Source organism: Rhodoluna sp. (assembly GCF_024641065.1).
Lineage (GTDB): Bacteria > Actinomycetota > Actinomycetes > Actinomycetales > Microbacteriaceae > Rhodoluna.
Genome location: NZ_JAHEDV010000001.1, coordinates 141447 through 154202, shown reverse-complemented (window position 1 = coordinate 154202; position 12756 = coordinate 141447). Strand labels below are relative to the sequence as shown.

Below are 12756 nucleotides of genomic sequence, written 5' to 3'. Positions count from 1 at the left end.
CAATTGACCTAGATTTCTAGAAAGGCAATCATGTCAGAGAACGCAAACGAAGCAGGCCACGGCGACTCAGTTGCATCATGGACCGCAGTCATCATCATGATGGTTGCTTCAGCTACTGGTACTTTGGCTTTCTGGTTTGACCAAGCAGCTCTAGTTTGGGCTTCTGCAGCCCTCTTTGCTGCCGGACTAGTCGCAGGAATCGTGCTGAAGAAACTCGGCTACGGCGTCGGCGGCAAGAACTCCAAGAACAAGCACTAGTGCTTGCCGAGCTTTTTGCGGGCTCAGTTGCAGACGCAGAGCGTCGCCGAGAAACAGTCTCTCTAGCCCAAATTGAACGGGCCGTTGCCCAGACATCCGAGGCCTTGGATGCAAAATCATTTCTTGCACCCGCCGATCAAATTAAGGTCTTGGCCGAGGTAAAGCGCGCCTCACCATCTCGTGGCTTGATGGCAGACATTCCTGATCCTGCCGCGCTTGCCCGAATCTATGCCGAAAACGGCGCGAGTGCCATCAGCGTTCTTACCGAGGAACGCAAGTTCAAGGGGTCGCTAGAAGACCTAATTGCCGTAAGAGCGAATGTGAATGTGCCTCTTTTGCGCAAAGACTTCATCGCGAACGAGTATCAAATTCTTGAAGCTCGAGCAGCTGGTGCAGACATCATTCTTTTGATTGTTGCGGGCCTAGCCGAAAGCGACATCGTTCGACTCAAAGAATTCACCGAGCAGCTAGGTATGTTGGCATTTGTCGAGACTCACGATCGCGAAGAGCTCAAACTCGCCGTTGCAGTGGGCTCAGAGATGATTGGCGTCAACGCCCGCGATCTTTCAACTTTTGAAACCGATCGAGACCTGTTTGCCAAAGTAGTCGATGAAATCCCCAACGGAATCATCAAGGTGGCCGAATCAGCAGTTCGAAATGCTGACGACGTGGCTCATTACCGAAAGTCAGGTGCCGACGTAGTTTTGGTTGGCGAAGCTTTGGTCACCAATGACCCAGCCCAAATGTTGCAGTCGTTCTTGCGAGCCGGAAAGTAGAGCAAATGTCGAATTTGAAAGACCAGGTTGGCCCGTATTTTGGAGAGTTCGGCGGCCGTTTTGTTCCTGAATCGCTAATTGCAGCCTTGGATGAACTCGAGGCAACCTACAACACAGCCAAGAACGACCCGTCGTTTGCATCTGAACTAGCCGAGTTGCACCGAACCTACACCGGTCGACCATCAATCATCACTGAAGCAAAGCGCTTTGCCACACATGCAGGTGATGTTCGAATCTTCTTGAAGCGCGAAGATTTGAACCACACCGGAAGCCACAAGATCAACAATGTTCTCGGCCAGGCGCTACTCACTAAGCGCATGGGTAAGACCCGAATCATTGCAGAGACCGGCGCCGGTCAGCACGGTGTTGCCAGCGCAACCGCAGCTGCTTTGTTCGGACTCGAATGTGTTGTTTACATGGGTGAAGTTGACACCGAGCGCCAGGCTCTAAACGTCGCGCGCATGGAGCTTCTCGGTGCAACAGTTGTGCCAGTCAAAACCGGAAGTCGAACCCTTAAAGATGCAATCAACGAAGCGCTGCGCGATTGGGTTGCAAATGTAGATAACACCCACTACCTACTTGGTACTGTTGCCGGCCCACACCCGTTTCCGACTATGGTCAGAGACTTCCACAGCGTAATTGGCAACGAGGCCCGCGCGCAGATGCTCGACGAGTTTGGCTTCTTGCCAGATGCACTTGCGGCTTGCGTCGGCGGCGGCTCAAACGCAATCGGTCTCTTTCACGCATTCCTTGATGACCCGAACGTAGAAATGTATGGCTTTGAGGCAGCTGGTGACGGCATGAACACTCCTCGCCATGCTGCCACTTTGAACTATGGGCGACCAGGTGTTCTGCACGGTGCCAGAAGCTACATGTTGCAAGATGAAGATGGCCAGACTCTTGAGAGTCACTCAATTTCTGCTGGACTCGACTATCCGGGTGTTGGGCCTGAACACGCATGGCTCAAAGATCTAGGTCGAGCAAAATATTGGGGCATTTCAGATGCAGAAGCCATGGATGCGCTTCGTCTGCTCAGCCGCACCGAGGGAATCATCCCTGCAATTGAAACCTCACACGCGCTCGCTGGTGCATTGAAGCTGGGTAAAACTCTCAAGCCGGGTTCAAGCATTTTGGTGAACCTAAGTGGGCGTGGAGACAAAGACATGGAGACCGCTGCCAAGTACTTTGGTCTTTTGGATGGAGCCAAGTAATGACAAGCAAAACCTCAAGCGTTCTAAAAAGCAATAAGGCATCTGGCAAAGGTTCGCTGATCGGATACTTTCCTGTTGGTTACCCAAATCTAGAGTCTTCTATCGAGGCTGCCGTTGCCATGTGCAAAAACGGCGTTGACGTTCTTGAGCTTGGAGTTCCTTACAGTGACCCAGTAATGGACGGCATTGTGATTCAAGAAGCTACGCAAATGGCTATTGAGAATGGCTTCAAACTCAAGCAACTTTTTGGTGCTGTGAAAGCAATCACAGAGCAGGTTGACACCCCGGTGCTCGTCATGACTTATTGGAATCCGGTTTTGAGTTACGGCGTCGAGAAGTTCGCACATGACCTAGCCGCCGCTGGGGGAGCAGGACTAATCACTCCAGATCTGATTCCAGACGAAGCAGCCGAGTGGCTTGAAGTTTCAGATAAATACGATCTCGATAGGGTTTTCTTGGCCACTCCTACCTCGTCTGACGAGCGTCTAGTTAACGCCTGTGAATTGAGCCGAGGATTCATCTACGCGGTTTCAACTATGGGAATCACTGGAGCGCGCACCGAGGTCGATGCAAACGCACGCAAGGTTGTTTCAAATGTGCGCCGAGCATCAGGAAGTCAAAATACCGCGGTGGGAATCGGTATTTCAACGGCTGCCCAAGTTGCAGAAGTCAATGAGTATTCAGAGGGCGCAATTGTTGGTTCTGCCTTTGTGCGTGCCTACCAAGAAGGTGGAGTTTCAGCACTCACGCAGAAGGTAACTGAACTCGCTGCTGGGTTGAAGTAATTAGGAGAAAACAATGAACTTGCTTCAAAACATTCCAGCTCCAGAGGTCAGCTCGATAACGGTCGGGCCATTTGTAGTTCATTTTTACGCTCTGTGCATCCTTGCCGGAATCATTGCTGCGGTACTTATCGCAGATTTCAGACTTAAGCGTCGTGGCGTTGAGTCGGGTAAAGCCCTAGACATCGCCATGTGGACTGTGCCGATCGCGATTATCGGCGCGAGGTTGTTCCACGTTCTAACCCACCCTGGTGACTATTTCTATGAAGGCGCTGACCTTGTGGACGTGTTCAAAGTTTGGGAGGGTGGAATCGCTATTTATGGCGGACTCATCGGTGGAGCTGCTGGTGCTTGGATTGGTACCAAGCGTGCTGGCGTTAAGTTCTGGTCATTCGCCGATGCCGTTGCACCTGGCATTCTGCTAGCCCAGGCCATTGGCCGCTGGGGAAACTACTTCAATCAAGAACTTTTTGGTACACCAACCGATTTGCCTTGGGCGCTTGAAATCTCGGGCGCCAACAGCGCAATTCCTCAGGGCATTCCACTAGGCACCACCTATCACCCGACTTTCCTTTACGAGTCAATTTGGTCATTGATCGGAGTAGCCCTGCTATTTGCTCTCGACCGCAAGTACCAGTTGCGCTGGGGTAAATTGTTCGCCATCTACGTGATTTATTACTCATTCGGTCGAATTTGGACTGAATCAATCCGAATTGATCCTTCTGAAGTCGTTCTAGGTCTGCGCATTAATGTTTGGTCAGCGATTCTCGGAATTGCAGTCGGGCTGGCAATTTGGTTCATTCAAAGCCGCAGACACCCTGGTGTTGAAACCAGTGCCGCGCTAGATTCAACAAACCAAAAAACCTTGGATGAGCGCGTCTATGAGGTAGACTCAGACTCTAAATAGTCCTGAATTCAGGGCGACAGAAACAGCCAAAAGCATTGAGTTTCTAAATTCCCTTTTTGCAAATTGCGATTTGATCGCCGGGCCAATGTTGTCCCTCTACTAATCAATGATTGGAGTGTGGCATGCCTGAAATGTCGCCGTTCGAAAGATTCAGCACTGCACCTGCAGCTACTGGTCTATACGACCCAGCTTTCGACAAGGACGCCTGTGGCCTAGCCATGGTGGCGACCCTTCGTGGAACTGCCGGACACGACATTGTTGTAACGGCCTTGACCGCACTAACTAACCTTGAGCACCGCGGTGCGGTTGGCTCTGACGCCGGCACCGGCGACGGCGCAGGTATTCTCACTCAGATTCCAGACAGCTTCATGCGTGCCGTAGCTGGTTTTGAACTTCCATCCAAGGGCCTTTATGCCGCAGGTTTGGTTTTCATTGAACAGGGCACCGAGACTGAAGTAGAAGCGAAGTTCAGCGCACTTGCCGCAGAAGAAAGCCTCTCAGTGCTTGGTTGGCGCGACGTTCCAACCAACCCAGCAGTACTAGGTGACCTTGCACGCGCAGCTATGCCGGTTATTCGTCAGGTTTTTGTATCTGCAGAAGACAACGCAGAGGGCATGGAGCTTGAACGTCGAGCATTCCGCCTACGCAAGCGCTCAGAGCGCACCCTAGGTGTTTATCACCCGTCACTTTCTTCGAGAACCATTGTCTACAAGGGCATGGTCACCACCCTGCAGCTCGAGCCGTTCTACCCAGACCTAAGCGACGAGCGCTTCGAATCAACTCTCGCGCTGGTGCACTCTCGTTTCTCGACCAATACCTTCCCTTCTTGGCCGTTGGCACACCCATTCCGCATGATTGCGCACAACGGTGAGATCAACACCGTAAAGGGAAACCGCAACTGGATGCGCGCACGCGAATCCCAGCTCGCATCTGAGGTACTTGGAGACATCAAGCAGCTAACCCCAATCATCACCCCGGGCGCCAGCGACTCTGCTTCATTTGACGAGGTGCTTGAGCTTCTTTACATGGGTGGCCGTAGCCTTCCACACGCGATGATGATGATGATTCCTGAAGCCTGGGAGAAACAGTCAGACATCGACGCGAATCGTAAGAATTTCTACGAGTATCACTCGATGCTCATGGAACCGTGGGACGGTCCGGCAGCAGTTGTCTTTACTGATGGCTCGTTGGTTGGAGCGACCCTCGACCGCAACGGACTTCGCCCAGGACGATACGTAATTACTGAGGATGGACTCGTAGTTCTAGCCTCAGAAATTGGTGTTGCCAACATCGACCCAAGCAAGATCGTTCGTAAAGGTCGACTTCAGCCTGGCCGAATGTTCCTAGCTGACACCGTCAACGGTCGTTTGATTGACGATGACGAAATTAAGGCAGAGGTCGCAGCACTCGAGCCTTGGGGTGCGTGGCTTGAGGGCAACCGAATTAACCTCAAAGACCTACCAGAGCGCGAGCACATTGCTCACACCGCAACCTCGGTAAACCGTCGCCAGCGCACTTTCGGTTACACCGAAGAAGAGCTTCGCATTCTGCTTGCACCTATGGCCCGCAATGGAATCGAACCACTCGGCGCCATGGGTTCAGACACCCCGATTGCGGCTATTTCAGACCGCCCGCGCCTTTTGTTTGATTACTTCATCCAACAATTTGCGCAGGTAACTAACCCGCCTCTTGACTCGATTCGCGAAGAAGTGGTTACCTCACTTAGCACTGGCATTGGTCCAGAGCGAAACGTTCTTGACGCAAGCCCAGAGCACGCCCAGCAAGTGATTCTGAACTTCCCGGTAATCAGCAACGACGATCTGGCAAAGATTCAGCACATCGATGAGCGACCTGGTGTTGGTCAGGCATTCACCGTAAAGGGAACCTACCGTGTTGACGGTGGCTCGACAGCTCTTGCTGCTCGCATCCGTGAGATTTTCAGCGAGGTTACCGAGGCTATCAACAGTGGCGCTACCTACCTGATCATTTCTGACCGTGACAGCAACCGCGAACTTGCGCCAATTCCGACTCTGCTTTTGACCTCGGCAGTACACCACCACCTAATTCGTGAGGGTCTTCGCACCAAGGTTGGCCTAGTTGTTGAGGCCGGAGACGTGCGCGAAGTTCACCACATCGCTGCACTCATCGGATACGGCGCTGCTGCAATTAACCCTTACCTGGCACTTGAGTCAGTTGAGCAGATGGTTAAGTCTGGCCAAATTGCTGGCCTTGACATCGAGCACGCCCACAAGAACCTAATTAAGGGTCTTGGTAAGGGTGTCTTGAAGATCATGTCGAAGATGGGTATTTCTACCGTTTCTTCATACTCAGGCGCTCAGTGCTTCGAGGCAATTGGTTTGAGCCAAGAGTTCGTAGACACTTATTTCACCGGTACAACCAGCCAGCTTGGCGGAATCGGCCTAGAGGTAATTCACGCCGAGAATGCGGCACGCCACGCGAGCGCGTATCCGCTTGAGCAGGCAACCAACGTTCACGAATCTCTTGAAACTGGTGGCGAATATCAGTGGCGCCGCGAAGGCCCACTGCACCTATTCAACCCAGAGACCGTTTTCAAGTTGCAGCACGCAACTCGTTCAAAGCGCTACGACATTTTCCGCGAGTACACCAAGCTTGTCGACGACCAGGCCGAGGGCCTGATGACATTGCGCGGCTTGTTTAACATCCGCGAAGGTGTACGCCCAGCTATTGCGGTCGACGAAGTTGAGCCAGTCTCAGCCATCGTCAAGCGTTTCTCAACCGGCGCGATGTCATACGGCTCGATTTCACCAGAGGCACACGAGACTCTGGCAATCGCAATGAACCAAATCGGTGGCAAGTCAAACACCGGTGAGGGTGGCGAGGATGTTGAGCGCTTGCTTGACCCAACCCGCCGCTCTGCAATCAAGCAGGTAGCTTCAGGTCGTTTTGGTGTGACCAGCATGTATCTGTCACACGCTGACGACATTCAGATCAAGATGGCGCAGGGTGCAAAGCCAGGCGAGGGCGGTCAGTTGCCGCCGAACAAGGTTTACCCTTGGATCGCGAAGACTCGTCACTCGACTCCAGGTGTTGGTCTAATTTCGCCACCGCCTCACCACGACATCTATTCGATTGAAGACCTAAAGCAACTAATTTTTGACGTCAAGCGCGCAAACCGTGCAGCTCGAGTGCACGTGAAGTTGGTTTCTCAGGTTGGAATTGGAACTGTTGCAGCTGGTGTTGCAAAAGCAAAGGCCGACGTAATTTTGGTCTCTGGCCATGACGGCGGAACCGGTGCTAGCCCACTTAACTCGCTGAAGCACGCTGGAACCCCTTGGGAACTTGGTTTGGCCGAGGCTCAGCAGACTCTGCTTCTAAACGGACTTCGTGACCGAGTTTCAGTTCAGGTCGATGGTCAGATGAAGACCGGCCGCGACGTCATTATTGCTGCACTTCTCGGAGCCGAAGAATTCGGTTTCGCCACCGCGCCGTTGGTGGTTGAGGGATGTATTTTGATGCGTGTTTGCCACCTCGACACCTGCCCGGTTGGTGTTGCAACACAGAACCCAACCTTGCGTTCTCGTTTCACCGGCAAGCCTGAATTCGTTGTGAACTTCTTCGAATTCTTGGCCGAAGAGGTACGTGAATATCTGGCCGCTCTTGGTTTTAAGAGCCTGGATGAAGCAATCGGTCACAGTGAGCTAATCGATGTCAACCGTGCCATCGAACACTGGAAGGCCGACGGCCTTGACCTAACTCCGATCCTGACTCAGCCGCAGATTCCTGCAGGCGCATCATTGCGTCGTATGACTGTGCAAGACCACGAGCTAGAGAAGCACTTTGACCACAAGTTGATCGAGGCAGCTGACGCTGCTTTGAACGAGGCTAAGTCGGTAACTATCGAGCTAGACATCACAAACGTTGATCAAGCGGTTGGAACCATGCTCGGCAACGAACTAACCAAGCGATACGCTGCCGATGGATTGCCAGAGGCAACCATCGATGTTCGCTTGAAGGGTTCAGCTGGCCAGTCATTTGGTGCTTTTGTTCCGAAGGGCATCAAGTTGTCTCTCGAGGGCGACTCAAACGACTATGTCGGTAAGGGTCTCTCTGGCGGATTCATTGTGGTGCGACCAGACCGATCGAGTGTCTTTTCTGCCGAACAAAACATCATCGCCGGTAACGTAATCGGCTATGGTGCCACCAGCGGAACCATGCTTCTGCGTGGCATTGTTGGTGAGCGTTTCTTGGTTCGAAACTCTGGCGTAACCGCTGTTGCCGAGGGTTGTGGTGACCACGCCCTCGAGTACATGACCGGCGGCACCGCAGTCATCCTTGGCAAGACCGGCCGCAACTTGGGTGCCGGTATGTCTGGTGGCGTTGCTTACATCTACAAGCTACGTGGTGACCACATCAACCAAGAGGCTCTAGCTGCAAGTGAACTTCACATTGGTGAACTTGAAGCCGCCGATGCTGACAAGCTGAAGGCGCTCCTCGAGCTGCACCTCGCAGAAACCGGTTCAGCAGTAGCCAAGAACATCCTTGAAAACTTCACGGATGAACTTGCCAACTTCACCCGCGTTCTTCCGCGTGACTACGCAAGCGTGCTTGCAATTCGCGCAAGGGCAATTTCAAACGGACAAGATCCAGACAGTAACGAAGTTTGGAAAGAGATTCTGGAGGTCACCAATGGCTGATCCACGTGGATTCCTAAAAACCACTGAGCGTGAGACTGCGGCTCGTCGTCCGGTTCCAGTGCGAATCATGGACTGGAAAGAAGTCTATGAAAAGCGTGATTCTGGTGTAATCACTCGCCAGGCTGGTCGCTGCATGGACTGTGGAGTTCCGTTTTGTCACCAGGGCTGCCCACTTGGCAACTTGATTCCTGAGTGGAACGATCTGACTTGGCGCGAAGATGGCAAATCTGCCATTGAACGTCTTCACGTAACTAACAATTTCCCTGAGTTCACCGGCCGTCTTTGCCCAGCACCGTGCGAAAGCGCTTGTGTTCTGGGCATCAACCAGCCAGCCGTGACCATCAAAGAAATCGAAGTTTCGATTATCGATCAGGCTTTCGACAATGACTGGGTGGTGCCTCACGCACCTGAGCGTCTAACCGGCAAAACTGTTGCAGTTGTAGGTTCTGGCCCAGCTGGTCTTGCTGCCGCGCAGCAGTTGACCCGAGCTGGTCACACTGTCGCCGTCTATGAACGCGACGACAAAATCGGTGGCCTTCTACGCTACGGAATTCCAGATTTCAAAATGGAGAAATCACACATCGACCGTCGTTTGGCTCAGATGGAGGCCGAGGGTACTCGATTCCGCGCTGGCGTAAACATTGGTGTAGACATCACCTGGGAAGAACTACGTTCTCGCTACGACGCTGTTCTAATTGCGACCGGTGCTACTAAGCCACGCGATCTAAACGTTCCAGGCCGCGAACTGAGTGGCGTTCACTTTGCCATGGATTACCTAGTCCAAGGAAACCGCGTTGTAGCGGGGGAGAACCTCGCCGAACAAATTCACGCGGATGGCCTAAACGTAGTAATTCTCGGAGGCGGCGACACTGGCGCTGACTGTCTTGGCACTGCGACTCGCCAGGGCGCGATCTCAGTTACCACTTTGGCTATCGGCAAGCAGCCGCCGGCCGAGAGGCCTGAACACCAGCCATGGCCTACCTTCCCAACCCTCTTTGAAGTTGCAAGCGCCCACGAAGAATTTGGTGAGCGCACCTACCTTGCTTCGACAGTCGAGTTCGTTGGCGAAAACGGCAAGGTTACTGGTGTGAAGGTTGCCGAGACTGAATTCGTAGACGGAAAGCGCCTACCAAAAGCTGGGACCGAGTACGTTATCCCAGCTGATTTGGTTCTTCTGTCACTCGGCTTTACCGGTGTCGAGGGTGACCTTGCTGCCGAGCAATCAGAGGTAGCCCTAGACAACCGTGGCAACATCGCCCGCGACAAGAACTGGTCAACTAACGCTGATGGCGTTTTTGTTGCCGGTGACGCTGGTCGAGGCCAGAGCTTGATCGTTTGGGCAATCGCCGAGGGTCGTGCGGCTGCAGCATCAATCGACGAATACCTCGAGGGCAAGACCGTTTTGCCTCGTCCGGTCAAAACCACCGATCGACCACTTTCTATCCACAGCTAATCCCAACGTTGGCCCCAGCCAACAAAACAAGAAAAGGTACCCATGAGACGCGCAAAAATTGTTGCAACCCTCGGTCCGGCAACTTCAAACTACGAGCAGATCCGCGCCATCATTGACGCCGGTGTCGACGTTGCTCGCATGAACCTCAGCCACGGCAGCTACGACGTGCACGAAGGCATTTACCGCACCGTGCGTAAGGCTGCGGCAGACGCCAACAAGCCGGTCGGTATCTTTGTTGACCTTCAGGGCCCAAAGATTCGTCTTGCAAAGTTCTCAGATGGCCCACACATGCTTGAAAAGGGCGACACCTTCAAGATTACCATCAACGAGGTTGAGGGCACCAAAGAGATTTGTGGCACTACTCACAAGGGTCTCTGTGGCGACGTAAAGCCAGGCGACCTACTCTTGATCGACGACGGTAAGGTAACCCTAAAGGCCACCGAAGTAACCACCGACACCGTAACCACTGTCGTTGAAATCCCAGGTTTCGTTTCGAACAATAAGGGAATCAACCTTCCAGGTGTAGCTGTGAACGTTCCGGCACTTTCTGAGAAAGATGAAGACGACCTTCGCTGGGGTATTCGTCTCGGCGTAGACATGATTGCTTTGTCTTTCGTTCGCAACGCTTCAGACATCGTTCGAGTACACGAGATCATGACCGAAGAGGGTAAGTTCCTTCCGGTAATTGCAAAGATTGAAAAGCCTCAAGCTGTAGAAGCACTAGAAGAAATTATCGATGCATTCGATGGCATCATGGTTGCCCGCGGTGACCTGGGTGTAGAGCTTCCTTTCGAAGATGTTCCACTAGTTCAGAAGCGTGCCGTTGAATTGGCGCGTCGCTGGGCAAAGCCGGTCATCGTCGCGACTCAGATGCTTGAGACCATGATTGACAACTCCCGCCCAACCCGCGCAGAGGCATCAGACGTTGCAAACGCCATCCTCGACGGTGCCGACGCAGTAATGCTGTCAGGCGAGACCTCAGTCGGAAAGTGGCCTGTTGAGACCGTTCAGGCTATGGCTCGAATCATCGAGTCAACCGAGGCAAACGGTCTTGACCGAATTCCTGCTCTAGGAACCCGTCCACACACCCACGCTGGCGCTGTTTCACTTGCTGCTGTCGAGATCGCGGAGCTGCTGGGTTCAAAGTTCGTCTGTGTATTCACTGAATCAGGCGACTCGTTGCGCCGCGTTTCGCGCCTACGTTCATCAGTTCCTACCATCGCGTTCACTCCGAGCGAGACTGTACGAAACCGTATGTCATTGGTTTGGGGTGCACACACCTACCTAGTCTCACCGGTGAAGCACACAGATGAAATGATGCACCAAGTTGATGAAATCGTACTTGCCGAGGGCCTCACCAAGGTTGGCGAAGAAGTAGTTGTTGTTGCCGGAACCCCTCCTGGCATCCCAGGATCAACAAACTCACTTCGCGTTCACCGCGTTGGCGATGCCGTAAACGGCGCCGCACCGGGTTACCAGAACCTATAAAAGCAAAGAAAAAGACCCCAGTTGAACTGGGGTCTTTTTCTATTTGTGCCGAAGGCGGGACTTGAACCCGCACTCCTTTCGGAAAAGCATTTTGAGTGCTCCGCGTCTGCCATTTCGCCACTTCGGCCGGCAACAGTTTTCAATGATACCCCAAATTTTTCGACTTCTTAAATTGACCCACTTTGGAATAGGGTTGTCGTCATGGCTGAAGTTGCAAAGAAGCGCACCGTAATCGTTGCTGAAGACGAATCACTTATTCGCATGGACATCGTCGAGACTCTCATTGAAAATGGTTTCGAAGTTCTTGCCGAGGCAGCAAACGGTGAAGAGGCGGTTGCCTTAGTCAATCAGCACAAGCCAGACCTTCTGGTCATGGATATCAAGATGCCCAAGATGGACGGAATTACGGCTGCCGAACAGCTCGTCGGCTCTAAAGTGCCAATCGTATTGTTGACCGCATTCAGTCAGAAGGAATTGGTTGACCGGGCCAGCGAGGCTGGTGCCATGGCATACGTGGTGAAGCCGTTCACCCCAAACGATCTATTGCCGGCAATCGAAATTGCGCTGAGTCGCCACTCACAACTAATCGCGCTTGAGAGTGAAATTGCTGATCTAAACGAGCGATTCGAAACCCGCAAGTTGGTTGACCGCGCCAAGGGTCTCCTAAACGAAAAAATGGGGCTTTCAGAGCCAGATGCTTTCCGTTGGATTCAAAAAGCATCCATGGACAGACGCCTAACCATGCAAGAAGTAGCCACCACTGTTATTGAGCAGCTTGGCGCGCAGAAGCCTTCGGCCTAAGGGTAGCTAGTTCTTATCTTTTAGATAATTAGTGATTCGAACGGTTGAAAGTCTTCGGCCTTTTTCGTCTGAAACCACAATTTCGTGGGTAGTCAGTGACTTTCCAAGACTGATAGCTGTGCAAACAGCTGTGACCAAACCAGAACTTGCCGGGCGAGAGTGACTTGCTGACACTTCGATACCCATGGCAACTTTGTCGGGGTGTGCCCACACATTGGCGGCGAAACTTCCGAGGCTTTCGCCCAGCACGACATGCGCCCCGCCGTGCAAAACTCCGAGGGGCTGGGTATTGCCTTCAACCGGCATGGTTGCAACCGCACGTTCAGCACTTAGCTCAACCAATTCAATGCCCATTTTCTCGGCTAGAGGACCAAGCCCACGCAGTTCAAGAAGCTCTTTGGCAT

At 52.9% G+C, this 12756-nt stretch carries 10 protein-coding genes and 1 tRNA gene; 9 read left to right on the top strand and 2 right to left on the bottom strand.

Annotation, left to right across the window (positions count from 1 at the left end; all coding sequences use genetic code 11):
- Positions 1-30 precede the first annotated feature (30 nt).
- The 8 genes from Q0L26_RS00720 to pyk all read left to right on the top strand — a co-directional run bounded on the left by Q0L26_RS00720 (position 31) and on the right by pyk (position 11551).
- Positions 31-258: a DUF6704 family protein gene (locus Q0L26_RS00720; protein ID WP_296646069.1), complete on the top strand. Its 228-nt coding sequence runs from the start codon at positions 31-33 to the stop codon at positions 256-258.
- Positions 258-1034, top strand: a complete 777-nt coding sequence (gene trpC, locus Q0L26_RS00715; protein WP_296646067.1) for an indole-3-glycerol phosphate synthase TrpC — start codon at positions 258-260, stop codon at positions 1032-1034. The genes Q0L26_RS00720 and trpC overlap by 1 nt, the downstream gene beginning before the upstream one ends.
- A 5-nt stretch (positions 1035-1039) precedes the next feature.
- The gene (gene trpB / locus Q0L26_RS00710; protein WP_296646065.1) at positions 1040-2245 is read left to right on the top strand and encodes a tryptophan synthase subunit beta; all 1206 of its coding nucleotides are present in this window, start codon (positions 1040-1042) and stop codon (positions 2243-2245) included.
- On the top strand, positions 2245-3030 hold the full coding sequence (trpA, locus tag Q0L26_RS00705; protein ID WP_296646063.1) for a tryptophan synthase subunit alpha: 786 nt from the start codon (positions 2245-2247) through the stop codon (positions 3028-3030). Before trpB ends, trpA begins: the two co-directional genes overlap by 1 nt.
- Positions 3031-3043: 13 nt before the next feature.
- Positions 3044-3934: a prolipoprotein diacylglyceryl transferase gene (lgt, locus tag Q0L26_RS00700; RefSeq protein WP_296646061.1), complete on the top strand. Its 891-nt coding sequence runs from the start codon at positions 3044-3046 to the stop codon at positions 3932-3934.
- 122 nt (positions 3935-4056) lie between these two features.
- Entirely contained in the window at positions 4057-8610 is a 4554-nt protein-coding gene (gene gltB / locus Q0L26_RS00695; RefSeq protein ID WP_296646058.1) for a glutamate synthase large subunit, read from the top strand.
- Complete coding sequence (locus tag Q0L26_RS00690) at positions 8603-10063, top strand: glutamate synthase subunit beta (RefSeq protein WP_296646056.1); 1461 nt, start codon at positions 8603-8605, stop codon at positions 10061-10063. Before gltB ends, Q0L26_RS00690 begins: the two co-directional genes overlap by 8 nt.
- A gap of 42 nt (positions 10064-10105) precedes the next feature.
- Entirely contained in the window at positions 10106-11551 is a 1446-nt protein-coding gene (gene pyk, locus Q0L26_RS00685) for a pyruvate kinase (RefSeq protein ID WP_296646054.1), read from the top strand.
- Positions 11552-11597: 46 nt separating this feature from the next.
- Here the strand turns inward: pyk and Q0L26_RS00680 are convergent.
- Positions 11598-11678, bottom strand: a tRNA-Leu gene (locus Q0L26_RS00680).
- A 74-nt stretch (positions 11679-11752) separates the two neighbouring features.
- Here Q0L26_RS00680 and Q0L26_RS00675 point away from each other — a divergent pair.
- A complete protein-coding gene (locus tag Q0L26_RS00675; protein WP_296646052.1) occupies positions 11753-12352 on the top strand; it encodes a response regulator in 600 nt (199 codons plus the stop codon).
- Between the two features lie 6 nt (positions 12353-12358).
- Here the strand turns inward: Q0L26_RS00675 and Q0L26_RS00670 are convergent, their stop codons facing one another.
- Positions 12359-12706: a hotdog fold thioesterase gene (locus tag Q0L26_RS00670; RefSeq protein ID WP_296646711.1), complete on the bottom strand. Its 348-nt coding sequence runs from the start codon at positions 12704-12706 to the stop codon at positions 12359-12361.
- Positions 12707-12756 lie beyond the last annotated feature (50 nt).